This is a genomic window from Paenibacillus taiwanensis DSM 18679 (genome assembly GCF_000425125.1).
In the GTDB taxonomy this organism is placed as follows: domain Bacteria; phylum Bacillota; class Bacilli; order Paenibacillales; family Paenibacillaceae; genus Paenibacillus_B; species Paenibacillus_B taiwanensis.
The window spans coordinates 613,830-637,845 of the sequence record NZ_KE384307.1 but is presented as its reverse complement, the minus strand read 5'-3'; the positions used below and the strand labels follow the sequence as shown (position 1 = coordinate 637,845).

Here is a 24,016-nt window from a genome sequence, read left to right as displayed (position 1 = left end):
GGACGGCTCCTATTCTGATGACGAGGATGACGACGAGGATGACAACTAAATTGGTTCAATGGAAGCCAAAAACAGGCCGCTCTACTCCAATTTGGGCATGAGCGGCTCGCTAGCTAAGTGCGCCTTATCCATTTCAGTCTGGAACAACTAATCTATTCCAAATACAGATTTCAAGTAGGGATTCAATAGTATCCCCTGCGGGTCCAGCTCTTTGCGCACTTGCAAAAAGTCATCCCAGCGTGGATATAAGGTTTTGAGCTGTTCTGCTCTCAGATGATGAAGCTTTCCCCAATGCGGCCTTCCCTCATAACGCAGCAGTATACGCTCAACATCTTCAAAATAGGGGCCAAATGGCATCCCCTTGTACATGTGAACAGCAATGTAGGCGGAGTCCCTGCCAAAAGCAGGGCTCAGCCAGATATCATCATTTCGAACATACCTGCATTCAATTGGAAAATGTACTTTATGTTTCTTGCGTAAAATACATTCTCTAATCTCTTCCAAGGCTGATGGCAGCGCGTCAGCAGGAACGCTGTACTCCATCTCATGAAAGCGAACTAGCCTCGGAGTGGCAAATAGTTTATGAGCTGCACCAACTTCCTCTCCTATTGGAACACATGCTGCTGATATGCGGCTCATAGCCGCGCTCAATTGAGGAACTGCACGACACAGTTCTGACATCAGCCAGAATACCCCATTTTCGATTACCAGCTTGTTCAATATGTTCCATCCTCTGCTTTTGGTTGCTGCTGCTTCTGTTGTATTCATCACTTTGACTTGTACTTGATCGGTATAAGGGAACCAGTAAAATTCAAAATGCCGATTAGTCGTACATAGAGCATGCAAGGCATACAAACATTGCTCTAGCGACATTCGTGAGCTTTGATAATGCATACGTGCGGCTGGAATGACATGCAGACGCACATCAGTTACAACACCTAATGCACCTAACGACACCTGCAATGCCTTAAACCATGCCGCATTGTCGCGCTCGCTGCATTCGATAAGATCGCCTCTTCCCGTAACTACAGTAAGGCTTTCTATTTGTGTTGAAATAATGCCAAAGTTGATTCCTGTGCCGTGAGTACCTGAACTGAATGCACCTGCCAATGACTGTACATTAATATCACCCAGATTTTGCTGTGCATATCCAAGCATTGCAAGCTCATCACCAAGCCGTTTCAGCTTTGTTCCTGCAAGAACATTAGCAAGCAGCAAGTTCGAATCCACACTCGTGATCCCCTGCATCTGATCTAACGAGAGATGAATACAATCGGTCGCTACTAGCGGGGTGAAGGAGTGGCTAGAGCCGACCATTCTAATAGTCTTGCCTGATCGGCCTGCTTCTTTAAGTGCCTCCGCAATCTCTTCGCTAGTCGTCGGATACCACACTTCTTGCAAACGGCTTCGTACAAGGCCAGACCAATTCCGCCACTGTCGTGGGCCTGTTCGCTTCATACGAAACACCACCCTTCTCCACGATACGTCTTTAGCTGACCCGTCACTTGCCCATTTTCATAACAATGAAGCGTTTTGAAACGCTCGCACAGTTCCCCGGCTTTACTGTGCCGCATAAATACAGGATCGCCGATTCGCAAGCGCTCTTCTCCTTCATACACAATCGGCGTTTGAACTTCCCCCGCTCCCTCTGATGCCAACAACCGGCTACCTGACGGGAGGTAAGGCAGTGGCAGCTTATCCATCCCGTCAGCCCCTGATCCTGTATAACCCCCTCCATGACAAGTAAAAATACCTTCCTTTGGTATTCTTACAATTTCGATTGCGTACCCTGCTGCCGGAGCACATTTCACATCCGCATATCGATCAAACAAGGCGGGTCCGTAAAAACCTGAGCCAGCTGTCACCTCATGAATAGCATCCTCTTTACAGGTGGTATGGAGACTGCCTGTACCTCCTCCATTAAAAAATCGGTACTGTATATCACGCTTCTTTAATTCGTAAGCAAGCTCTGAACGTTTAACAGCAATTTCTTGGATTGATCTTTGCTTTAAAAAAGATATGACCGTATTTTTCAAAGCTTGTTTAGGCGTACGATCTCCTATGCCAGCTATTTGCGCCTCATAACCCATCACACCTTCGAGTCGGACAAAAGGCTGCCTTTCGATATATTCCGCCATAACGACAGCTTCATCGACACGCCGAACCGGTGAGCGTCTAACACCAAAGTACAAACCGTAAATCTCTGAGGACATATCAACGTCAAGACATACCGGCATTACAATCTGTTCCTTCCTCGCAAAATAAGCTATCCGATCCACATGCTTCACGTCATCTACCATAAAAATGATTGTTCTCCCTTGTTTAACTAGACGGCATAGGGGCCGAATTGAATCCTCATTCCATACGGGATAACCGATGAGCAGATCATCTACCCCATGCTCTGCCAAACATACCGCTTCCTGTGCCGAGTAACACATCACTCCACTAAAGCGTCGATCGCTTTCCAAAATAAAACGTAAAACGGATACGGAACGTATAGACTTACTCGCGATCCTAACCAGTTTCTGACCACTTCTGTTAAGAATATCGACAAGGTTATGCCGAAAATACTCAAGATCCAAATACGCAAACGGCATAGGCAATTGTGAAAAAGCATCGGCATATTGACGATATTTTCGTTCATCCCCATAGCTCATACCTGACTTCTCCTCTACCCAAGCCTTTTAATTATGTTCTTGTATGCGCTTACTACAATGTGAACACGCTTCCTATACTAATTAGTAATGTGCGTCCATCGTGAATATGCCTGTTAAATGAAGACCCCATTTAAAGCTAAATAAGCACAAAAAAAGCCGACCCCTCATCCGAATGGGTCAGCTTGTCGTGTTATACAGTTGCTTTCGATTGTACATAAGGTCCTTTGGAAGACTTCACTTCATATACACTATGAGTCGAACTGATGATATGATCTGGTTTCGGCTTGCCTCGGCTTTGACGATGACCTTCGATATGGGCTTCACTTGTCTCCCACTTCTTCCAGCTTTCCTCACAATCCCAGCGAATCATCACGATGACTTCCTCATCACCTCTTGTAACCTTCTTTACGAGCACACTAAGATCGATAAACCCTTCCGATTTCTCAATAATACCTTCACCTGTAAAATGATTGACTACAAGATCCGAAGTGCCTGCTTTAACTGTAATCGTCTTCGTCTCAATAAACATCTGTTCACGTCCTTTATTGCAGCATTATTATCTAAGTTCATTATTATTGATAGAGATTATCATTGTCAATATTATTATCCATACATATACAAAAGTCCTCGTCTGCCATAAAAGGCAAACAAGGACTTCGTTATAAATCTTCTTACTCTTCTTGCGCCAATTGCCGTAAAAATCGTTGAGCGCGTTCCGTCTTCGGAGCCGTAAAAAAGTGTTCTGGCTTCCCTTCTTCCACGATATGCCCGTCACTCATAAAAATAACATGATTGGCAACTTCGCGTGCAAATTTCATCTCATGCGTAACGACAATCATCGTCATGCCCTCATCGGCCAGCGACTTCATGACTTTCAGCACTTCGCCCACCAACTCAGGGTCAAGTGCTGATGTCGGTTCATCAAACAGCATAATGTCAGGCTGCATCGCCAATGCACGGGCAATAGCAACTCGCTGCTGTTGACCGCCAGATAAACGAGCAGGATGCTCATTCCTTTTGTCCAGCAGCCCCACTTTAGCCAGCAAGCTTTCTGCGATCGCTACTGCTGCATCATGTGTCATCCCTTTTACGGTCTTGGGCGCTTCAATGACGTTCTCCAGCACTGTCATGTGTGGGAAAAGATTAAACTGCTGAAACACCATACCCGTACGACTTCTCACCTGCTTCAGCACTTGTTTCATATCACGCCGCGGCGTATCTGCTCCCCACGTAGTTGTGCCCACTCGGATCGACCCGCCATTCGGCTGCTCCAAACCGTTCAAGCAACGCAGCAGCGTACTCTTGCCTGATCCACTCGGACCGATTAAAACTACGATTTCTCCCGCATCAATTTTGGCATTAATATCCGCAAGCACCTCGTGCTTGCCATAACGCTTATGAAGTCCAGTGATCTCAATCATATGACGTAACCCTCCTCCATACTATCAACTGGACGCTGCTCTATCGCACGAATTTAGTAGGCTTTTGCAAGCTTGGCCTCTACCCGGTTTAATATAGCGGTAAAGCTAATGCTCATAATCCAATACATCATTGCGATAGCAAGGTAAAATGGCAAAGCCACATAATACTGGGCCACAAGCAGTTGCGCTGAACGCAGCAACTCCGTTGCCGTCACAACAGATACTAGTGACGTTTCCTTCAGCATCCCGATTGCGGTATTACCCATCGGCGGAATAGCAATACGTGCAGCCTGCGGCAGCACGACTCGCCGCATCACCTGCCACGGCGATAGCCCTAACGAAGCTGCCGCCTCCCACTGACCACGCGGCACAGCCAAAATCGCACCGCGAAATGTCTCTGACAAGTAGGCGCTGACATTAATACTAAGTACGATGCAGGCAGCCATAAACGGGCTGAAGGAAACCCCAATATCGGGAAGACCATAGTACACAATAAAAATTTGAACCAAAATCGGTGTTCCCCGAATAATAGAAACATAAAATTGTGCAAGTATTTGAAGCGGCTTAGGTCCTTTCAGGCGAACAACAGCAACAGCCAGTCCGATAAAGAAGCCCACAAACAAAGCAATAAGCGTAAGTTGCAGCGTTAAATAAGCTCCTTTTAACAAATATGGAATGTTTCCTTGCTCAAACAATAAATTAAACACCGTCTGTTCCCCCTGTTGTTACGGTACCCTGAATCCCCATTTGCCTATACCGCTTCTAAATACGTTATTACGATTACAAAGTAGGTTCTACGTCAAACCATTTCTTGTGAATAGCAGCGTAAGTGCCGTCCTTCTTCATCTCATCAAATGCTTTGTTAATTGCTTCAAGCAGTTCCGGCTGGCCCTTCTTAATTGCAACACCGGCTACGTCTTCTTTAATAGGCTCACCGACAGCCTTAATTTTCAAATTGTTCTTGTCCACAATCGGCTTTAAAGCAAACACATTGTTAATTGTGGCATCAATTCGTCCTGTATTCAAGTCCATTAACGATGTAATGACATCATTATAAGTGGCAATCTCGAAATCTCCAACTTTAGGGAGCACTTGCTCCCGCAAATATTTTTCATCGTTTGTGCCCAAACCTACACCTATTTTTTTACCTTTAAAATCTTCAACCGATTTAATCGTATCGTTATCTGCCTTCACCACTACGTTTACTGCATTTTTAATGTAGGGAGCCGAGAAATCGATAGTTTTCTTCCGATCATCTGTAATCGTGACCTGACTAATAAGCCCGTCAAATTTGTTTTTTTGCAAACCTTCAATTAATCCTGAAAATTCCCCTGTTACAATTTCCGCCTGTACGCCCATCCGCTTGGCAATTTCACGTGCCATCTCAGCATCAAAGCCATCTACCTCTTTTTTCTCATTTAAAAAGTTGTATGGCGGATAGGTGCCCATCATCCCGATTACGATTTTACCTTCGCTTTTAATGCGCTCCAACGCGTTGGTGCTTGACTCTTCCTTTTTTGGCGTGTTGCAGCCAACTGCTATGATAGCGATAACCGAAAGTATAGTGATAAATAGTGTCGTCCGTTTCCAAGTTGTCTTTTTCATGATGAATCCCCTTTTAGCTTTCAATTTTAATTCCGACTAGCATAGTCAGGATTATAGAGCATACACGCCCTAATTACAATACTCTGTGCAGAAAAAAACAAAAATAAACCTTCCCGCCCCAATAAGAAAAGCCATGACAAAGCATGGCTTTATGACACTTACTAATATATAGTTTATATAAATTAAATAATAATGTCCAGTCCTTCATCTAACTTGTAGCTGAAGTCTGCTCCTGCATCCTCACTTCATCGCTTCTAGGCGCATGGCTATTCTGCTTTACCTCACGCTGCAACGCCTCTGTCCAACGTCTCATTTCCTGATGGCTTAACAAATACTGTGTATTCCACACTACCTGCTGACCATTTTTCAAGAGAAATACAAACTTAGGGAAAATCGGTTGAAACAATATACCAATCCGAGTATGCTCCACACGTACTTGTCGAATGTCCCCCCACAACACAACTGTGTCACCTGCCAGAAGCCCCTCATCCTTGTACGCAAACAATACTTGTTCCGAACGAATTAATGCACGGGTCCCTACTATTAGAAACGTACCAAAGAAACTGAATCCCATCAGGGCAATGACTGCCGCCACAAACCGGCGTGTCAACATCAAATCCATCATTAGAGCCGCATACGTCAAACCAACACAACCGCATACAGCAGCAAAAGCAAGTAACCACTTCCACCTTACATTCGATTTCTGATAACGTATTTGAACCACAACTTTGGACCTCCTCATTCGACAATTAGAACTTCCGAGATCATACTATGTACCCATTTCAAGTCGAATTTTAATCGATATCGCAATCGTTTACAAGCCAAAATTTAACGGTTTAATGTAAAGTTATTTTCGGCCCATGTTAAATTTTTGTTATCGTATCATAAACAAAAGGATCTCGTTTAGGACATCAATCACTTGTCGCAGGTTCATCGCCTGCCTCTACTCCTCAAATCTACTGGTGGATAGCATCACCAATTGCTAACCTCTTCAGATATGATACAATCTAGTAATGAATGTGAAGAGAGAAACGAGGGACATCAGCATGCTAGCTATCATCTATGATTTGGAAATGACCGTGACAAGAAGAAGGGGACAACCTTCTGAAATTATTGAAATTGGAGCCGTCAAAGTTGCTATCGAAGAAGATAAGCCCGTCATTGTCGATACGTTCCAATCGTTTGTACGTCCGGTGCTGTCACCACAATTAACTAAAGATACGGTATCTTTTACAGGGATTACTCAACAGGACGTCCATACGGCTGAGACGCTGCAAAGCGTGCTGGACCAATTTATTGCTTGGATTGATACTGATAACTATGCTCTGTGTTCATGGGGAGAAGACGATAAGGTTCAGTTTGTTAAGGAGTGCCGACACAAAGAAATCTCTTTGTACTGGCTATTAAATCACACTAACTTGCAAAAGCAAGTATCTACCTTAATGGGCAGGGGCCATAATCAGCAGATTGGTCTTAAACCAGCCTTGGAGTCACTTGATATTACATTTGTTGGTTCACATCATCGTGCACTTGATGACGCTTATAATACAGCACTTATATATATGCATTATGCAGATCGCATTAAATTCCATCTGAATAAGACAGACGACAAAGCCAGCTATGAGAGCGAGCTTATTTATCAAGATCAGTCTGCAGATGACAAGGCGGACAATCCATTTTTGGCGTTATCAAAGCTTCATTTATCCTAGCCGGCCGATTAACGTCCAAACAGCCAATCCCAGGTGTTCAGTCCCGAGATTGGCTGTTTTGTGTTGAGATGCTAACCAACAATACCAATTGCATTTAAAAACACGATAATGATCGCAACAGGTACCACGTATTTAAGCAGGAATATCCAGAGCGTAAACCATCTGCTTCCAGATGAAGAGCCATTGTGCAGTTGATCTATAAGTACGCTGCGTTCTAATCGATGAGCGACAAACAGAGAAATGAGCAACGCCCCGATTGGCATTAACACGTTACAAGCGGTAAAGTCCATAAAGTCAAAAATGTTTTTGCCTGCAATCGTAACATGATCAAGCACCCCAAACGACAATGCCGCCGGGACACCAAGCGCAAAGCTTGCACCGCCGATCATCCAGCTCCAACGCTTTCGTTGTGCATGGCCCTCAGACATTGGAAAGGAGGCCACAATATTTTCAAGCAAGGAAAAAGAGGAAGTCAAAGTCGCAAACGCAAATAATGCCAGAAAAGCTGTTAAGAACAAACCGCCAAATGGGATATGCTCAAATACTGAAGGCAATGCAATAAACAATAAGCCAGGTCCCGCAGTCGGCTCAAGACCTGCCGAGAAAATCGCCGGAAATATAGCCAAGCCCGCCAGCAGCGAGACTAACAAGTTTAATCCTACAACTGTAAAGGCTGAACGTGGCAAACTTTCCTTGCGATCGAGATAGGAGCTGTAAGTAACCATGATAGAAATACCTACACTTATCGCAAAAAATGACTGACCAAGCGCGAACAAAATCCCCTCTGAGGTCAATTTCGAGAAGTCCGGCCGCAAAAAAAATTCAACGCCCTTCATTGCATCTTGTAACGTTAAGGAACGAATAATGAGCACAACAAACAGTAAAAATAAACCTGGAAGTAAAAACTTGCTTACAGTCTCAATCCCTTTTTGCACACCTTTAGCTACGACCAAAATGGTAATCAATATAAATGAGCATTGCCCGATCAATGAAGCCGTTGGATTAGCAATGGTCTGATCGAACAGTTTGCTGTAATCTACGCCTGCACCTACAAGCTGCCCCATAAGCGAGCGGAATAAATAAACTAACGTCCATCCACCCACGACACTATAAAAACAAAGTATCATAAAGCTTGTAAACACACCTAACCTACCGATCCACTTCCAGCCAGACTTTGGCGCCAATGCTTCATACGCTTCAACCGCGGTCTTCTGTGTGCTGCGGCCAATGACGAACTCAGCTAACAGAAGCGGCAAGCCAATTAGCAGCGTAAACAAAATAAACAAGAGGAAAAAGGCTCCGCCTCCATTCGTACCTGCTATGTACGGAAGCTTCCATATTGCTCCGATGCCGATCGCCGATCCTGCTGCGGCCATAATAAAGCCGACTTTAGACGTCCATTTCTCTGCTTGACGATTCATGCTGTCTCACGCCTTTCCCCTTTTGTTAGTAGCCTTATTTGTTCCTGCTTTGCACGGCACAATGTCTTGAGGCACAAATGCCATTTGGACAATTGTTGGCCTACGGTCAAACAAAAAAGGCCTAACCTCTCTAAAAAAGAGACGTTAGGCCTGTAACCTTCGCGGTACCACTCTTATTGATCTGAAACAAAATCAGATCCAACTCAACTGCGTGCTTAAAGCATCGCATACCCGATAACGGAGGCAACCCGTCAAGATATAATAGGATAACATTATCCGTTCCATCTTGCCATTCCAGGACGAGTTCAGATACACTGTATGACTGCCTCTCACCTACCAGCAGCTCTCTGCGCATTACCGTGACATCCTACTACTTCCATTCAACATGTTGACGCTTATGTGTTTGAAATGAATATATTGAATTATAGGGATATCCATTTCAGCTGTCAACAGTAGATTTCAATTGGAAATAAACTACATTAAATTCTCAGATCCTATTAAAATACGTTCATCGTATCTGGATCGGGACCTACACGCTTGTCCTGATTTAACGCCGTAATAGCTGCGATTTCGTCAGAAGTCAGCTCAAAATCAAATACATTAAAGTTCTCTTCAATTCGTGAAGGTGTAATGGACTTCGGAATTACAATGTTGCCCATCTGCAAGTGCCAACGGATAATGACTTGCGCCGCGGTCTTGTCATACTGTTGTGCCAGCTTGAGAATCACCTCGTTGTCAAGGATATCCCCACCCTGCATCAGCGGACTCCACGCTTCCAGTCGAATGTCATGCTGCTCACAGAAGGCACGCAATTCATGCTGCACGAGGCGTGGATGACATTCTACCTGATTGACTACAGGCTTAATGGTAGTCTCACTTAACAACCGCTCCAAATGATGAATATTAAAATTGGATACTCCAATTGAACGAACACGCCCGTCTTCTAACAATTTCTCTAACGCCTTGTATGTATCTACATATAGATCACGTTCCGGTACGGGCCAATGGACAAGGTACAAGTCCACGTAGTCCGTTCCCAACTTTCTGAGGCTTTCTTCTAATGCTTGAATCGTTGCATCATAGCCTTGATCCGCATTCCATACTTTTGTTGTCAAAAAGATCTCTTCACGCGGCACGCCAGATTGTCGAATGGCTTCGCCTACACCTTCTTCATTCTTATAAATAGCAGCCGTATCAATATGTCGATAGCCAACTTCAAGTGCCGTCTTTACTGCTGTTACAACTTGTTGTCCTTCTTCCACACGCCATACACCCAGTCCAAGCTGCGGCATCTTGATGCCGTTGTTTAACGTAATAAGCATGGTAAACCTCCTTAGTAACGATGTGATCACATCGATTGTCCATCCCATTTAGTATAGTATTAAACTGCAATTTGAAGCAAACTTCAGCCTCACAAGCCACAAATACCAACTATACCTCCTTAATTACTCAAATTAATCAATTCTTTTTTTGAAAATGACAATAAGTAGTAAACTGGTCATGATATTGTTGACAGTGCCAATGGCCGCTGTTAACATACAAACATAACAAAGTAACTCAATCGGAATTATAAGATAATACTGGATCAAGCACAAGTCGACCGGATAGCCGGAGATGCAACCTAGATGTCGTTTATGGGGGTATCTCCGGCTTTTTGATTGCACATTTAAAAGGGAGGAATTAACGATGAGTAGTTTGCCGTCTTATCAAGGAGGAACTCATAATTCAATTCACAATTTGCAGACCGATGAGCTCATTTGGCTGGAACGGATCGCCACACACCTACGTGGCTTACAATTCGGAGCGATTCAAATCGTCGTTCATAATGGGCAAATTGTTCAGATTGAGAAAACCGAGCGACATCGCTACGACGTGCACGATGCGATGCCAGCCTATAAAGAGAAAGGGGCTACCACCCATGCTAAACGCAAACGTTAACACGAAAAGGACGTCCAAAACCGTCGCCGTAATCGTCCTCGCGCTCCTCACAACCATTACTACCGCCGCATGCGGAAGCAGCAAGGAATCGGGCGCTGCAAACGATAGTAAAGAAAGCAAAACTATCGAAATTCAAAATGTGTCCTATGATCCTACACGCGAGTTATACGCCGAATACAACAAAGCATTCGCCGCTTATTGGAAGTCCAAAACAGGTGACACCGTTGTCGTTAAACAGTCTCACGGGGGTAGCGGTAAACAAGCAAGATCCGTTATTGACGGGCAAAAAGCAGATGTGGTTACACTCGCCTTAGGCTACGACATCGATGCCATTGCTCAAGCTGGACTTCTTAAGCCTGACTGGCAGAAACGGCTGAAAGATAACAGCGCTCCTTACTACTCCACGATTGTTTTTCTTGTTCGTAAAGGTAACCCGAAACAAATTAAAGATTGGAATGATCTTATTCGGGAAGACGTATCCGTCATTACTCCTAACCCGAAGACTTCAGGTGGCGCCCGTTGGAACTACCTCGCAGCATGGGGATACGCGCTCAAGCACAACAATCAGGATGAAGTAAAAGCAACTGACTTTATCAAACAATTGTTCACCCGTGTACCTGTGCTGGACTCCGGCGCTCGGGGCTCTACAACTACATTTGTGGAGCGCGGCATTGGTGACGTGTTAATCTCTTGGGAAAATGAAGCTTTCCTTGCAGTTAATGAACTTGGCAAAGATAAATTTGATATCATCGTGCCTTCACTTAGCATTCTGGCTGAGCCTCCTGTAGCCGTAGTGGACTCCATCGTTGACAAGCAAGGAACACGGGAAGCTGCTGAAGCATACTTGGCATACCTGTATACGGAAGAAGCGCAAGAAATTATCGCCAAACATTACTACCGTCCTCGTCTGGAAGCGATCGCAAAAAAATATGAATCTACTTTTCCAACGATTGACTTACTAACCATTGATAAAGATTTTGGAGGCTGGGGAGAGGCTCAGAAGAAACACTTTGCAGATGGCGGCCTGTTCGACCAAATTTATACCAAATAACGAATCTTTTAAGGAAACTACACTTGGCAGGTAGACGTCCTGTGACACTTTTGTCTTGCCGCATAACCATACTACGGATTAGGAAAGAGGAACTTCAATGAAACCTGCCCCAGACAAACCTCGTGTTCGACCTTTTCGAGTACTGCCCGGGTTTCGTTTGACACTCGGGTTTACCCTTATCTACTTGTCATTGCTCGTCTTAATTCCGCTCTCTACAGTCGTCCTGCAATCGATGAACATGAGCTGGGATACGTTCTGGGGCCTGGTGCTGGATAAACGGGTCATGGCTGCCTATCGCGTCAGTTTCTTGACTTCCTTGTTAGCAGCGCTCGTTAACGTTGTATTTGGTTTCCTGACAGCGTGGGTACTCGTGCGCTATTCATTTCCCGGGAAAAGGCTTATAAACGGGATCATTGATTTGCCGTTTGCACTGCCAACAGCCGTAGCAGGCATTTCGTTAACGGCCATCTACGCAGAAAATGGCTGGATGGGACAATGGCTCTATGCCTTAGGTATTCCAAGCGCTTACTCTGTGCTCGGTATTACGATTGCGCTCATCTTTATCGGTCTGCCCTTTGTCGTACGTACCGTTCAGCCCGTACTGGAACATTGGGATGTAGACGTCGAGGAGGCAGCCGCCATACTCGGTGCCCGTCGCTTTCAGACGTTCCGCCGTGTTGTACTGCCACAGCTTTTGCCAGCGATCATGACCGGTTTTACGCTCGCTTTTGCACGGGGCATTGGCGAATACGGCTCCGTTATCTTTATCTCGGGTAATATGCCTTACAAGACCGAAATTGCCCCGCTTTTAATGATGACTAAGCTGGAACAATTTGATTATGCAGGCGCAACTGCGATTGCCCTAATGATGCTCATTATAGCTTTTATTTTGCTTGTAATTATGAATGCAATCCAGTGGCGATATACACGCCGCTTCGGTTCGCTTTAACATGTGAACACCCGATCGTTCCTAAAAGAGAGGTATCGCCTATGTATCCCACACCCCCTGATTCCGTTACACTAACAGCAGCTCCAGCCCCAGTTCCTAACACTAAACAAAGCAACCACTCAGGGCATGCTGTCACAACAGAAAGCCTACGCGTTCAGCACATCCTTATTGGCATTGTGCTGCTCTTTATTACACTAGTACTGCTGCTGCCGCTAGTGTCGATTTTTGTGCAAGCATTTAAACGTGGAGCAGATGTGTTTGTTGCCGCACTCACGGACCCGGATGCTTGGTCTGCCATACGCTTAACTTTGCTTACAGCACTTGTCGTTGTGCCGCTTAACGCCCTGTTTGGCGTAGCGGCAGCTTGGTGTATTACTAAGTTTACATTTCGGGGCAAGCAGCTGCTTATTTCCTTGATTGACGTCCCATTCTCCGTGTCCCCTGTCATCGCTGGGTTTGTGTTCGTATTATTGTTTGGCGCACACGGTTGGTTCGGGACTTGGCTGTCTGAGCAGGGTATCTCGATCATTTTTTCATGGCCTGGCATCATACTTGGCACCTTGTTTGTTACCTTTCCCTTTGTTGCCAGAGAACTGATCCCGCTTATGCAATCACAGGGCATACAAGAGGAAGAAGCTGCTATTACTTTGGGTGCTAACGGGTGGAAGTTGTTCTGGAGAGTCGCTTTACCGAACATGAAATGGGGCTTATTGTACGGCATCGTCATCTGCAATGCACGAGCAATGGGTGAGTTTGGAGCAGTATCCGTCGTATCCGGCCATATTCGGGGAGAAACCAACACAATGCCTTTGCATATTGAAATTTTGTACAACGAATATCAATTTTCTGCTGCATTTGCCGTTGCTACCCTGTTAGTCCTCGTCGCCTGTGCTACGCTTATACTACAGCACTGGTTCGACCTGCTTCGTCAACGTCAGCAGCAGGACGCAAGGTGAGAGGCCCTTTAATTTCTACATTTGCGCACACGGCTGTTTCCAGTCAAACCAAACAGCTGTGTGGGTTCATGACAATTATGAACTATGTAAATTGTGAATTTGAACTGCTAGCCTTTGTGCAAACACGTCCCCGATTGATGGCGCTGCAATGTCTCCAGCATGTCATGCACAACCGCGGCGGCGGCGTGTGGCCGTGACATAGAAACCATACGGTCACGCATGTTTTGTAACTGAGTGGGCTGATCATACGCCGCCTCCATCAATTGCACAAGTTCTGCTTCGTGCTTCGCCACTTTCGCCATCCCCTGGGCTGCCAGGAATCGGGCATTTTCCAGTTCCTGACCAGGCTGCGGGCGACAAATAAATAACGGCACTTGCAAGGACATCGCCTCACTAACCGTAACTCCACCTGCTTTTGTCACCACCGCGTCCGCACAAGACATCAATTGGGCGATATCTTCCACATAACCAAACAAATGAACATCTGCTGTCTGGTCATATTGCTGCTGCAGCTCTTGAAACAGCTTTTCATTTTTCCCACAAACGACTATTACTTGATGCTCCGGAATCCTTCTCAACATGCGGAGCCCTTTTTCTACAGACCATCCAACCCCATATCCCCCAGACATTAACAGCGTCACTCGCTTGTGTGGGTCCAGCCCAAGGGCAAGTCGGTTCATCAGTCGTTCTTGAGCAGAAGCAAACGCAGCGCGCAGTGGAATTCCACTCACGACAATCTGCTCCTCGCCAATATTTTGGGTAACCATCCCTTGCTTTAAAGCGTCCGAAGCGACATAATAACGGTCTTGCGTGGACAAAATCCAGCGATGATGGAGATCATAATCCGTCATTACGGTAAACGTCGGAATATCCAATCCCACTCCCGTACATAATCGAGCGACATCAAAGTAAGGAAATGTGCTAATTACCCCGACCGGACGTTCCTGAAGCAGCATCTTTTTTAAAGCATTCATACCTAACGTAAAGCCGGTCCGCACTAATGGGTGGTTGCGCTTCATCGTCCTCGTACCGTAATAGCTCCAGCCATAATAATTCATGCCTATCAGCGACAGCTTAGAGCTTTGCAAAAATAAAAACCGAATGACCGCGTCCCATACCGGGTGTGCCTCCGCCATCAAATTAATAATGCGCACACGAACGCCTGCTTCGAGCAAACGGTTTTTTAACGCCTGCGCCACCTGCCAGTGACCGTCTCCATAGGTTGCTGTTAACACAAACACGGTGTCTCGCTGCATCGCTTATCCCCCGCTTCGATAAAGATACATAGCTACTCTTTATCGTAGCAACCAACTATCAACCTGTTATCATTGTCATTTTAAAAGTTCGTAAAAGAAAAAAGCCGCAACTATACAGTTCCGGCTCGCTCTAGCTTCGTTATGCTTCTTCTTCCCTGCCTGTATTGCCAGTGACGCCTGGATATTGATACACAAGCGGTTCGTCAAAAGTTACGTAGTCCAGATTAACCATCAGCAAGATGATACGTTGTCCTGTCATCGGGTCGCTGATAATAATGTGGTCTCTGCCCGCTGCTTCCACAACGCCTCTAAAAATTTTGGCATTCCATTCGGAATTGTTCTCATAAGTCATATAGAACGTGCCTACTTTGCCCAAATTTAAGCGCAAAATATTTTCAACGTATGACTGCTCAAAATTCGTATTCGGCAATACTGCACCTGTTGGTGTCATAAAGCCTCCACTTGGCACTTGCGGTGGAACCATAGTCTGCTGTGTAAAACCAGGCTGCGGCTGAGCAAAAGGAACGGAGCCTACTCCGCCAACTGGCTGGCCGTAAGGCATCGGGAGCATGCCGCCTCCATAAGAACCGTTTCGAGCTTGAGCCGATGAAAAAGCCGGATGAACCGGTTGTACAGGATGTACGGGATGTACAGGATAATGCGTATATGCCATTTTAATGCTCTCTCCTTTTCAGCTATTCGCTGTCTCTTATAATGGTTACTAAACTACGCTATTGGACTTCGGTTAGACGGGCTGTTTGATCTGAATACTGCTGGACAATCACTTGCCGTTGGTGCAAAAAAGCAGTGTGCTTTGAACCGCCCCGTATTTTGCTGATTGTACCACGTATCTGGGCAGGCTCCGGCAGGGCGAAAAAACCATAATGCGTTAGAAGCGGGCCAAGTCTGCTCTCCGCCAATGCTGCGCCTTGCAAGCCGGACGTCCCTGTCACGTGTTTTTTGGTAAAAATAACTTTTTTGCACTGCCTCAAATCCACCCGGATTTTGGTACACCATATCGGGTATACTTCTAATATTGCGGAAATCAAGACAATCTCCAAGCACACGATTCACACCAACGTTACCAACCATCATCATCCCTTGCTCGCCTTCTCCTTCAGCCTCCGCGCGCATGAGACGGGCCAGCATTCGCTCATGTTCCGAATTGGATTTGATTACTGCCACTCGACGCTTTCCCTCCCTTCACACGTTACCATCATATGTGTTATGGCCTAATTGGTGACTTGTGCAAACTTGTCATTTTTAATCTAAAATTAACTTTTGATTAAGGCTGGCCTATACTAAGGCGTATATAGTAAAATTTAGATGTTCGAACTAAGAGGAGGAATAAACTGTAGTGAAAGATCAAGAGACGGAATTAGAAGAGAAGAAGAACAACACGCAGGACAAGCCAACACCTGAACACACAAGCAACAAGGAGGGTCACGAGGAGCCTATAACAGAGCAGCAGCTCCTTACTACACTAGAAACACCAGTAGCTGAATCTCTTGTGAAAGAGCAAGAGCGCGCAAGAGGAATTGGCACTGGCTTCTGGATCGGGACAACCGTTATATTTGCGCTGGCATTAGTAGCGCTTATTTTGCCGATGTCCATCAAGAGTGACGCTTCCAGCTCTACGGTAGCGACCGTAAATGGAACGGCTATCAGCAAGGATAAATTGTATGACGAACTCGCCAAGCAGGGCGGGGCACAGACGCTGGACAACTTGATTACGAATGAGCTTATTCGTCAAGAAATGACAAAAGCAAACTTGACGATCTCCGATGCGGATGTAAACAAAGAGATGGAGAAAGTTAAGAAAGGCTTTAATTCCGAAGATGAGTTGAACGCTGCACTGGCACAAGCAGGTATGACTACCGCGACGCTGCGTGAACAAGTGGTGAAGCAATTAGAACTCACTAAACTTCTGTCCGCCAAAGTATCGGTTACAGACGATGAAGTCAAGCAAATGTTCGAGCAGAGCAAAGCGAGCATGAACACGCCTGAGCAAGTTCGTGCATCTCATATTTTAGTGAAAACGAAAGAAGAAGCCGACGCCATTGTAAAACAGCTTAAAGAAGGCGCTGACTTTGCAACACTTGCGAAAGAAAAGTCATCTGACGGTTCCAAAGACAAAGGCGGCGACCTCGGCTTCTTCGGAGCTGGAGCAATGGTGCCTGAATTCGAAAAAGCGGCCTTTGCCTTGAAGACGGGCGAGGTAAGCGAACCAGTTAAGAGCCAATTTGGTTACCATGTCATTAAGACGACTGATCGCAAGGCAGCTCATACGGTTACATTTGAAGAGAAGAAAGGCGACATCAAGGATGCGCTTATCGCTCAGAAAGTGTCCCAGTTGTATCCATCCTGGATTGATGAACTGAAGTCCAAGGCTACTATCACCAATTCGTTGGAAAAGAAAGCAGATCCAGCAACAGAAGGAACATCTCACTCTTAATTGGAATAGGAACCGGCTCCTATCCAATCTGATCGTACATAACAAAGACTCCTTTCAAGCGGTTGCTTGGCTGGAGTCTTTGTTTATCATTTGGTCGTATTTTCCCCTGCCCAATCCCATCGCTGCCGATACTGTGTAAGCCGCGGATGAATAACATCCGGCTCTTGTGATAGAAGCAATCTGACCTTCACGATCCAATTCTCAAAAGACGCGTAGGAAGCCAATAAGTTAGCCATGTCAGGAGTAACATACAAGAAATAAGGTCCCTGATAGCTGTCCATCAGGTGTTGGAGCGCCGTATCTACGGGCGTATATTTCTTCCGTTTCCCCTCCCATCCTTCAATGGCCACCTCACGATAACCGCGGTTGCGCTTCCATTCATGCAAACGATCTTCGCGCTTGTAATAAGCACTAACCGGCTCCGCATACATCCGTTTTACGCTCTGCTCATGCAGCGGGTACAAGACAAGCTTGGCAAAAGATCGCTGTTCAGCTTGCTGTACCGCCAGATCTAGCTGTATGTCCGATGTGTGTTCAAACGAATCATAATAAATTAACGTACCTTTGTATAAAGCTTTTTCAGGCTCATATCCATACGGCACCTTTATATTTCGCATAGCGCTTCCCCTCCTACCAATCTCATGTGCCTTAGTATCTCCAATTATACCGATTTGACCACACTATGGATACGCAAATAAGCGAGCCTATGTTAGACTCGCTCCGCTAGCAGAATGGCTTCAATTTAAAGATTAGCGCTGCTTCATACGCCGATTGTTCAACCACAGCGGGATTCGGAAGATCAAATTAATAAATAAGACAACAAACACAAGCACCGCGGCAGATTTGTCGGCAATCGACGCCGCATCCTCTACTATCGCTTCTGATTGGACGTACCACAGATGCACAGCCAACGTTTCTCCTGGGGAAAATAAATTAAAGTCCCACATTTCACCAGATGTACTTAATCCTGCCGTCAAAATAATAACCGCCGACTCCCCAAATGCTCGCCCTGCCACTAGGCAAATGCCTGTAATAATACCTTGTAGCGCAACTGGAATTACAACGGTACGGATCACTTGAAACTTCGTTGTGCCAAGCGCATAAGAGGCATTACGCAATTCTTCTGGCACTGCTCGAATCGCTTCTTCGGTCACACGTGCCAACATCGGCAAGTTTAAAAATGCCAAGCTGACAGCACCGCCTATAATCGTAAGCCCAATTTGAAAATACTCAGCAAATATAGCTAGTCCGAGCAAACCAAATACGATTGAGGGTACAGAAGACAACGTCTCTACAGCCATACGCAAAATCTCGGTAAAACGGTTGTTCGGAGCATATTCAGCCAAGTAAATACCTGCCCCTACACCAATAGGTACAGAAATGACGAGAGAAATAATTAAGATGTAAAAAGAGTTAAACAATACCGGGCCAATACCACCACCCGCATCCATCTCCTCTGGAACTTTTGTCAAAAAGTCCAGCGTGATGTCAGGCAGTCCTTTGCTCAAAATCGTATAAAGCATCCAGAAAATGAGCAGCAGCACGGAGCAGCCAAGCAAGTAGAACAAGCCCGTGGCCGTATGATTATATAACTTGGCCCGCTTGTTGCGATTCGTATTTACAAATGAACTCATGCTTCCTGCCTCCGTTTGCGACTCATTAAACGAATGATGAGAATCAGAATAAAGGAAATGATAAGCAATAGGAACGCCATCATATGAAGCGCGTAATTCCACGTAGACTCAAACTCGACGTTGCTTATTTGCATTACAATATTACTTGTCAGCACCGATGTTGGCATAAAGAGATCTGTCGCAAACTGCGCCGTATTACCGATCACCATCACAACCGCCATCGTCTCGCCGATGGCACGTGTCATGCCAAGAATAATCGCAGCCACAATCCCTCTGCCTGCCGCAGGCAGCACAACCCGCATCATAACCTGCAATCGCGTAGAACCAAGTGCATAGGCTGCTTCCCGATATTTCTTCGGCACAGCCGCAATAGCCTCGTCGCTAACGCGAGCAATCGTCGGCAAAATCATTAGTGCAAGTACGAGTGCTGCTGCAAACAACCCATCACCCAGGTTCTCTCCACTCCATTCGCGAAGCAACGGAATTAACACGGTTAGCCCCAAGTAACCATACACAATTGAAGGTATACCTACCAGCAGGTCTAGTACAGGTCGTACAAATTGCTTAAACCATTCCGGCGCAATTTCGACTAGCAAAAATGCCATTCCCACTGAAATCGGCACTGCAATTAGCAACGTAATTCCAGTCAATGACAGCGTATTTAAAATAAACGCCAGCGCTCCAAAGTGTCCTTCCTCTGGTGTCCAATCCATAGACAAGAAGAAGTCTGCCAACGTAATGTCCTTAAAGGTGAGAATACCCGTCTTCCCAATAAAGAAAATAACTAACGCAAGGACCAAACATAACATAAGAATGCTGAACAGAAAAATGTATTTAAACAACTTATTCGTAAATTGAACTCGCGCGTAACGATTAAACCGACGCCGATTAGATGTTTTTAACAAGCTGGCGCCCTCCATGGACGCTATTGTTTGCACTTCAGTGCTCATCGATGTTCCCCCATATAACGGCCAGCCCCTTTAGGTTTGGAGGCTGGCCGTTATGAACAATATGGAATCAAATTTTAACCGATTATTTCATAGCAGAAAGCGGAATAAATTTTAACTTTTTCAACGAACCTTGTTGGAACTTCGTGCTTTGAACATATTCAATAAAAGCTTTTGTCGCACCAGTTGGCTGGCCTTTTGTCATATAGTAGCCGTAAGACCACACTTTATATTTACCGTTAATGACGTTGTCTGTTGTTGGTTCTACGCCGTTAAATTTCACAGCTTTGACATCACTGTTCACATAAACAAGGTCGATATAACCAATCGCGTTAGGTGTTGTTGCAACGGCTGTTTTCATATCGCCGCTAGAGCCTACTTCTTTATAGTTCTCTTTCTTCTTTGTAATATCTCCGCCGCCAAGTGCTTTCAGCTGATAGTTAACACGAGTGCCGGAACCAAATGCACGCGTAATTACAACGATATCGGAATCACTGCCGCCAACGTCTTTCCAGTTCGTAATTTTACCAGAGTAAATTCCTTTTAATTGCTCTGTAGTCAGGTTGCTTACGCCTACATTTTTATTTACAATCGTTGCAAACGGAATGACAGCCACTTTGTTAGCAACTTGACCTTCAAAAGCCTTAAAACCTGGCACATCAATGGAAGCATCCCAGTCGCATGCACCAATCTGAGCAATACCTTTCTTGACCGCTTGTGGTCCTGTGACAGATCCTTTACCAGAAGCTGCAATTTTCACTTTTGGATTCAGCTTCTGAAATTCCTTAGCTGCTTGTAATGTCATTGGCAGAAGTGCTGTCGAACCGTTAATCGTAATGCGACCTTTTAGCTCCTCTTTAGCGGAAGCAGCACCGCTGAATAAAGTCGTTACTGCAAATAAAGAAACAATAAGTGCCATCGAAAATGCGCGAACTCGTTTGTTCATTTTATATTTCTCCTCTCGTGCGTACACGTCATTGTAGTGAAATTATTATTTACTCAGCTTAGTTGCTTTGCCTTCTGTAATGACAATTGCAGAACCATCTTCGATTGCTGCAATGCTCGTTCCATTAGCTGACGGTGTCAGCTCGGTAATTGTGCCGGCTGTAGTATATACTACGTTTTTCTTGCCGTCCGATTTGACTTCATACAACTTAGTGCTGCCATCTTTAGTGGTACCCGCTACGAATAATTGTCCAGACGTGGACAATGCAGCAACCGTTACATCGATATCATCTACTAAAATGGTCGTTTTCTTATCGCTAACCGTAATCGCGGATAAGTTAGCGTTAGCAGTACCCTCTGGATCCGCACTCACATACACGACTCGACCGTCATTCAGTAAGCTTGCATACAGCTTATTGTCTTTGCCAGTCGTTATTTGAACGGGCTTACCTTCTTTCACACTTGTATCCAATATGTACAGCTGATCACCTGCATTGGAATAGTCGATAGTTAAGGACTCTTCCGTGCTGTCTGCATCGTTTTTAGCGACACCAGTAATACTTACCGCATATAAGAGCGTCTTGCCATCAGCAGCGATCCGAATATTAGATTTATTCTCTACCTTATCGTTAACAATCGTTTTGACTGTGCCCCCATCTAAACTGATAGAAGCAATCTTCTCTTGCTTGTCACCCTGCGCAAAATACAACAGCTTGCTATCCGGTGACCAGCTCAAGTCCGTTTTCACGGAAGTGTCACTGCCCCAAGTCTGCGTAGATCCGCTTGCCAGATCGATCAAGTGAAGTTGGCTGTTGGCGTCTGTGTATGCCCCCCATTTCCCATCTGGTGATACAGCTAGTTCCGCAGCATCTTCGTTAGCTGATAGTTGCTGATATTCTGCTGTAACAGGGTTAAATGCATAGACTTGAACGCCTGCATCAGAGGTACGAGTTACGATGGCTTTTCCGCTAGCGTTCCATCGTGGCGCACTAAAATCTCCATCAAGCTTCTTGTATCTTGCAAATTGCAATTCGCCTTTATCTGTTGTACGCTCACCGCCCAATGCCGTCACCAGTGCATCCAGCTCTGCATATAGAACCCCATTTTTCGAAACAGGAGCTTGCGTGAACTCTACCGTAACACCATCAGCTTGATAAGATTTCACATTCGGCTGTAATTGAATAACGTGCAAAGGTTGTCCGCCATACAAGTAAATAATGCCTTGCTCAGCTTCCAGCGTAACATGCAGCGCACTTGCCAAATCACGGATCGCGTATAAAGTAGCGCCGCCTGTTTGCAGCGTGCGCACAGTGCTTGCTTTACCGTCAACTACAATACTTACAGAAGATGTTGCTGCCTTCTGGGCAGGCGCCAAAATGGTTACCTTGCTCTTGCCAGCTTCTGCTGCACCTGAGACACTTGGTACGAGAAATGAGGAGACAAGGATAGAGGTTGCTAATACGGTCAGCAAATTACGTTTCATATTTTCACCCTTTTGTATGTAGTAGGATTCTGGTTTTATTTTCACATATGAATGTAAATTCAGTTTCAGCTTCTTGTGAAGATCATGTAAATATTTGATTTTTATAAAATATCGTCCTCTGTCCTCAGCGTGTCCTCGACTAGCTGTTCAGCTACTGCGGTCACGAGATTATCTCTTTTTTGCACTGCTTTGCGCATAAACGCTAAAAAGAAAGCAGCAGCACTCTTTTACATATCCTTTACCCCAAAGAGCTGAACTTCCATAAAATTCTATCCAGACGAACAAAAAAATGGCACGAAAAAAGAGGAATTTCCTTGTCATTGCTGACCTGAAAATTCCTCTGCTTGCTTGTTGTCTTCTTATACTTGCGCGAACAGACGCTTTACGCTAGCTTCTGCGTTTGCTTTAGCTGCTGCCAATATAGCTTCTGCTTGATCAGGAGTTGCGTTCATACCTTCTACAACGATATTTTCGAAGTCTGTAATGCCCACAAACGCCATAATCGCTTGCAAATAGTTGTTAGCGAATTGATAAGCAGGCGCTTCTGCATATGCGCCACCACGTGCTTCGATATGAACCACTTTTTTGCCGTTCAGCAAGCCTTGTGGGCCTTCTGCTGTATAACGGAATGTACGACCTGCAATACACAAGTTGTCGATATATGCTTTAAGCAGTGGCGGATAACTTAAATTCCACATCGGTGTAACGAATACAACCAAGTCTGCTGCAATGAATTGATCCAAAATCTCATTCATGCGGCCAAGTGTTTCTTGTTGACCTTGAGACAATTCAGCGCCAGCTGCTGCTTTACCCCATGCATCAAGTACAGCGCCGTCGATGAGCGGAATATGTTCTTCATAAAGGTTCACAGTTGTTACTTCAACAGCGCTAGCTGCCTTCAGCTCCGCTAAGAAATGATCACTCAGGCGACGTCCGAAGGACATCTCAGTTGGTTTAGGATTCGAGTTAACTACGAGCACTTTTTTCATAAAAATTAAAACCTCACTCTCGAAGATGTATTTAATATTATTAAATCATTTACTAACTTATGTATAGTATCTTATCTCGAATCCGAGCTAATGTCAAGTCCTTTTTCTTTCACGACTTCTTGTCCGGCCCTCTTGTATACTCACTTCGTTTAACAACGATTATATAAGTAATTAATGTTATATGTAAATAAAAACAAAGCAACCTCCGAAGAAGTTGCTTTGTCCTTATCGTTATACCAAATGAGATTGTGATGTGTAGCTCTTGACGTAGCTACCAGGTGCATAACTGCTTGCCGTGTAAGAACCTTGCTGGTTGTCTCCACTGTAGGTTTGTCCCGAAGTGCTTTGCGCTTGGCCTGCACCTGAGTAACTGCTCGACACCATATTGGATGACTCTCCATAGCCTTGACCCGTCACACTGTATGTTTGGCCGTACGGTTGGTAGCTTTGTGGCACTACATTTTGGTGCGCCCCGTGGCTCTGCGCCGTTATGCTTTGCACTTGGCCATACGGCTGATAGCTTTGCGGCACTACATTTTGGTGCGCGCCGTGGCTTTGCGCCGTTATGCTTTGCACTTGGCCATACGGCTGATAGCTTTG

The 24,016-nt window shown here is 45.3% G+C and carries 25 protein-coding genes and 1 other annotated feature; of the genes, 6 read left to right on the top strand and 19 right to left on the bottom strand.

Annotated elements, in window-relative coordinates; translation table 11 throughout:
- Nucleotides 1-147: 147 nt before the first annotated feature.
- From H509_RS0116860 to H509_RS0116830, 7 genes are all read right to left on the bottom strand, one after another.
- On the bottom strand, nucleotides 148-1,458 hold the full coding sequence (locus tag H509_RS0116860) for a D-arabinono-1,4-lactone oxidase (protein WP_028546116.1): 1,311 nt from the start codon (nucleotides 1,456-1,458) through the stop codon (nucleotides 148-150).
- Nucleotides 1,455-2,657: an amino acid deaminase/aldolase gene (locus H509_RS0116855; protein WP_028546115.1), complete on the bottom strand. Its 1,203-nt coding sequence runs from the start codon at nucleotides 2,655-2,657 to the stop codon at nucleotides 1,455-1,457. The genes H509_RS0116860 and H509_RS0116855 overlap by 4 nt, the downstream gene beginning before the upstream one ends.
- Nucleotides 2,658-2,847: 190 nt before the next feature.
- The gene (locus H509_RS0116850; protein ID WP_028546114.1) at nucleotides 2,848-3,186 is read right to left on the bottom strand and encodes an antibiotic biosynthesis monooxygenase family protein; all 339 of its coding nucleotides are present in this window, start codon (nucleotides 3,184-3,186) and stop codon (nucleotides 2,848-2,850) included.
- Nucleotides 3,187-3,328: 142 nt separating this feature from the next.
- Nucleotides 3,329-4,078 carry an amino acid ABC transporter ATP-binding protein gene (locus H509_RS0116845; RefSeq protein WP_028546113.1) on the bottom strand — a complete coding sequence of 250 codons (750 nt, stop codon included), beginning with the start codon at nucleotides 4,076-4,078 and terminating at the stop codon, nucleotides 3,329-3,331.
- Between the two features lie 53 nt (nucleotides 4,079-4,131).
- A complete protein-coding gene (locus H509_RS0116840; RefSeq protein WP_028546112.1) occupies nucleotides 4,132-4,785 on the bottom strand; it encodes an amino acid ABC transporter permease in 654 nt (217 codons plus the stop codon).
- 73 nt (nucleotides 4,786-4,858) lie between these two features.
- Nucleotides 4,859-5,683, bottom strand: a complete 825-nt coding sequence (locus tag H509_RS0116835; RefSeq protein WP_028546111.1) for a transporter substrate-binding domain-containing protein — start codon at nucleotides 5,681-5,683, stop codon at nucleotides 4,859-4,861.
- A gap of 208 nt (nucleotides 5,684-5,891) precedes the next feature.
- A complete protein-coding gene (locus H509_RS0116830) occupies nucleotides 5,892-6,407 on the bottom strand; it encodes a hypothetical protein (RefSeq protein WP_028546110.1) in 516 nt (171 codons plus the stop codon).
- Nucleotides 6,408-6,729: 322 nt separating this feature from the next.
- On the opposite strand from H509_RS0116830, the gene H509_RS0116825 reads away from it, so the two are divergent.
- Complete coding sequence (locus H509_RS0116825; protein ID WP_028546109.1) at nucleotides 6,730-7,392, top strand: 3'-5' exonuclease; 663 nt, start codon at nucleotides 6,730-6,732, stop codon at nucleotides 7,390-7,392.
- A 71-nt stretch (nucleotides 7,393-7,463) separates the two neighbouring features.
- On the opposite strand, the gene H509_RS0116820 is transcribed toward H509_RS0116825, so the two are convergent.
- A complete protein-coding gene (locus tag H509_RS0116820; RefSeq protein WP_028546108.1) occupies nucleotides 7,464-8,813 on the bottom strand; it encodes a sodium-dependent transporter in 1,350 nt (449 codons plus the stop codon).
- A gap of 134 nt (nucleotides 8,814-8,947) precedes the next feature.
- Nucleotides 8,948-9,206: a binding site (T-box leader), on the bottom strand.
- A gap of 104 nt (nucleotides 9,207-9,310) precedes the next feature.
- The gene (locus H509_RS0116810; protein WP_028546106.1) at nucleotides 9,311-10,135 is read right to left on the bottom strand and encodes an aldo/keto reductase; all 825 of its coding nucleotides are present in this window, start codon (nucleotides 10,133-10,135) and stop codon (nucleotides 9,311-9,313) included.
- Between the two features lie 364 nt (nucleotides 10,136-10,499).
- On the opposite strand from H509_RS0116810, the gene H509_RS0116805 reads away from it, so the two are divergent.
- The 4 genes from H509_RS0116805 (at nucleotide 10,500) to cysW (ending at nucleotide 13,707) form a co-directional block, all read left to right on the top strand.
- Nucleotides 10,500-10,751, top strand: coding sequence for a YezD family protein (locus H509_RS0116805; protein WP_051287291.1), 252 nt, complete (start codon nucleotides 10,500-10,502; stop codon nucleotides 10,749-10,751).
- On the top strand, nucleotides 10,732-11,802 hold the full coding sequence (locus tag H509_RS0116800) for a sulfate ABC transporter substrate-binding protein (protein WP_051287289.1): 1,071 nt from the start codon (nucleotides 10,732-10,734) through the stop codon (nucleotides 11,800-11,802). Before H509_RS0116805 ends, H509_RS0116800 begins: the two co-directional genes overlap by 20 nt.
- A 97-nt stretch (nucleotides 11,803-11,899) precedes the next feature.
- Nucleotides 11,900-12,751, top strand: coding sequence for a sulfate ABC transporter permease subunit CysT (gene cysT / locus H509_RS0116795; RefSeq protein ID WP_051287287.1), 852 nt, complete (start codon nucleotides 11,900-11,902; stop codon nucleotides 12,749-12,751).
- Between the two features lie 41 nt (nucleotides 12,752-12,792).
- Nucleotides 12,793-13,707 (top strand): sulfate ABC transporter permease subunit CysW, encoded by a 915-nt coding sequence (cysW, locus tag H509_RS25700; protein ID WP_051287285.1) that lies wholly within the window; start codon nucleotides 12,793-12,795, stop codon nucleotides 13,705-13,707.
- A 107-nt stretch (nucleotides 13,708-13,814) separates the two neighbouring features.
- Here the strand turns inward: cysW and H509_RS0116785 are convergent, their stop codons facing one another.
- The 3 genes from H509_RS0116785 to H509_RS0116775 all read right to left on the bottom strand — a co-directional run bounded on the left by H509_RS0116785 (nucleotide 13,815) and on the right by H509_RS0116775 (nucleotide 16,148).
- Nucleotides 13,815-14,963, bottom strand: a complete 1,149-nt coding sequence (locus H509_RS0116785; RefSeq protein ID WP_028546102.1) for an MGDG synthase family glycosyltransferase — start codon at nucleotides 14,961-14,963, stop codon at nucleotides 13,815-13,817.
- A gap of 139 nt (nucleotides 14,964-15,102) precedes the next feature.
- Nucleotides 15,103-15,534, bottom strand: a complete 432-nt coding sequence (gerQ, locus tag H509_RS26860) for a spore coat protein GerQ (protein WP_084159281.1) — start codon at nucleotides 15,532-15,534, stop codon at nucleotides 15,103-15,105.
- A 155-nt stretch (nucleotides 15,535-15,689) separates the two neighbouring features.
- Entirely contained in the window at nucleotides 15,690-16,148 is a 459-nt protein-coding gene (locus H509_RS0116775) for a cell wall hydrolase (RefSeq protein WP_028546101.1), read from the bottom strand.
- 172 nt (nucleotides 16,149-16,320) lie between these two features.
- On the opposite strand from H509_RS0116775, the gene H509_RS25690 reads away from it, so the two are divergent.
- Nucleotides 16,321-17,418: a peptidylprolyl isomerase gene (locus H509_RS25690; RefSeq protein ID WP_051287282.1), complete on the top strand. Its 1,098-nt coding sequence runs from the start codon at nucleotides 16,321-16,323 to the stop codon at nucleotides 17,416-17,418.
- A gap of 86 nt (nucleotides 17,419-17,504) precedes the next feature.
- On the opposite strand, the gene H509_RS0116765 is transcribed toward H509_RS25690, so the two are convergent.
- The 7 genes from H509_RS0116765 to H509_RS0116735 form a co-directional block, all read right to left on the bottom strand.
- Complete coding sequence (locus H509_RS0116765; RefSeq protein WP_028546100.1) at nucleotides 17,505-18,035, bottom strand: KilA-N domain-containing protein; 531 nt, start codon at nucleotides 18,033-18,035, stop codon at nucleotides 17,505-17,507.
- Between the two features lie 132 nt (nucleotides 18,036-18,167).
- The gene (gene pstA / locus H509_RS0116760) at nucleotides 18,168-19,052 is read right to left on the bottom strand and encodes a phosphate ABC transporter permease PstA (RefSeq protein ID WP_028546099.1); all 885 of its coding nucleotides are present in this window, start codon (nucleotides 19,050-19,052) and stop codon (nucleotides 18,168-18,170) included.
- Nucleotides 19,049-20,002 (bottom strand): phosphate ABC transporter permease subunit PstC, encoded by a 954-nt coding sequence (pstC, locus tag H509_RS0116755; protein ID WP_028546098.1) that lies wholly within the window; start codon nucleotides 20,000-20,002, stop codon nucleotides 19,049-19,051. Before pstC ends, pstA begins: the two co-directional genes overlap by 4 nt.
- 82 nt (nucleotides 20,003-20,084) lie before the next feature.
- Nucleotides 20,085-20,945, bottom strand: coding sequence for a phosphate ABC transporter substrate-binding protein (locus tag H509_RS0116750; RefSeq protein WP_028546097.1), 861 nt, complete (start codon nucleotides 20,943-20,945; stop codon nucleotides 20,085-20,087).
- Between the two features lie 45 nt (nucleotides 20,946-20,990).
- Nucleotides 20,991-22,427 (bottom strand): hypothetical protein, encoded by a 1,437-nt coding sequence (locus H509_RS0116745; protein ID WP_028546096.1) that lies wholly within the window; start codon nucleotides 22,425-22,427, stop codon nucleotides 20,991-20,993.
- 359 nt (nucleotides 22,428-22,786) lie between these two features.
- Complete coding sequence (locus H509_RS0116740; RefSeq protein WP_028546095.1) at nucleotides 22,787-23,416, bottom strand: NAD(P)H-dependent oxidoreductase; 630 nt, start codon at nucleotides 23,414-23,416, stop codon at nucleotides 22,787-22,789.
- A 231-nt stretch (nucleotides 23,417-23,647) separates the two neighbouring features.
- Nucleotides 23,648-24,016: hypothetical protein (locus H509_RS0116735; protein ID WP_028546094.1), on the bottom strand; the 369-nt coding region annotated here is incomplete at its 5' end.

Coding starts and splice junctions, on each gene's coding strand:
- H509_RS0116850 (WP_028546114.1), bottom strand. CDS start 3,186: ATGTTTATTGAGACGAAGACGATTACAGTTAAAGCAGGCACTTCGGAT.
- H509_RS0116825 (WP_028546109.1), top strand. CDS start 6,730: ATGCTAGCTATCATCTATGATTTGGAAATGACCGTGACAAGAAGAAGG.
- H509_RS0116855 (WP_028546115.1), bottom strand. CDS start 2,657: ATGAGCTATGGGGATGAACGAAAATATCGTCAATATGCCGATGCTTTT.
- cysT (WP_051287287.1), top strand. CDS start 11,900: ATGAAACCTGCCCCAGACAAACCTCGTGTTCGACCTTTTCGAGTACTG.
- H509_RS0116820 (WP_028546108.1), bottom strand. CDS start 8,813: ATGAATCGTCAAGCAGAGAAATGGACGTCTAAAGTCGGCTTTATTATG.
- H509_RS0116835 (WP_028546111.1), bottom strand. CDS start 5,683: ATGAAAAAGACAACTTGGAAACGGACGACACTATTTATCACTATACTT.
- H509_RS0116745 (WP_028546096.1), bottom strand. CDS start 22,427: ATGAAACGTAATTTGCTGACCGTATTAGCAACCTCTATCCTTGTCTCC.
- H509_RS0116800 (WP_051287289.1), top strand. CDS start 10,732: ATGCTAAACGCAAACGTTAACACGAAAAGGACGTCCAAAACCGTCGCC.
- pstC (WP_028546098.1), bottom strand. CDS start 20,002: ATGAGCACTGAAGTGCAAACAATAGCGTCCATGGAGGGCGCCAGCTTG.
- H509_RS0116785 (WP_028546102.1), bottom strand. CDS start 14,963: ATGCAGCGAGACACCGTGTTTGTGTTAACAGCAACCTATGGAGACGGT.
- H509_RS0116750 (WP_028546097.1), bottom strand. CDS start 20,945: ATGAACAAACGAGTTCGCGCATTTTCGATGGCACTTATTGTTTCTTTA.
- H509_RS0116740 (WP_028546095.1), bottom strand. CDS start 23,416: ATGAAAAAAGTGCTCGTAGTTAACTCGAATCCTAAACCAACTGAGATG.
- H509_RS0116860 (WP_028546116.1), bottom strand. CDS start 1,458: ATGAAGCGAACAGGCCCACGACAGTGGCGGAATTGGTCTGGCCTTGTA.
- H509_RS0116805 (WP_051287291.1), top strand. CDS start 10,500: ATGAGTAGTTTGCCGTCTTATCAAGGAGGAACTCATAATTCAATTCAC.
- cysW (WP_051287285.1), top strand. CDS start 12,793: ATGTATCCCACACCCCCTGATTCCGTTACACTAACAGCAGCTCCAGCC.
- gerQ (WP_084159281.1), bottom strand. CDS start 15,534: ATGCTCCCGATGCCTTACGGCCAGCCAGTTGGCGGAGTAGGCTCCGTT.
- pstA (WP_028546099.1), bottom strand. CDS start 19,052: ATGAGTTCATTTGTAAATACGAATCGCAACAAGCGGGCCAAGTTATAT.
- H509_RS0116810 (WP_028546106.1), bottom strand. CDS start 10,135: ATGCTTATTACGTTAAACAACGGCATCAAGATGCCGCAGCTTGGACTG.
- H509_RS0116765 (WP_028546100.1), bottom strand. CDS start 18,035: ATGCGAAATATAAAGGTGCCGTATGGATATGAGCCTGAAAAAGCTTTA.
- H509_RS0116845 (WP_028546113.1), bottom strand. CDS start 4,078: ATGATTGAGATCACTGGACTTCATAAGCGTTATGGCAAGCACGAGGTG.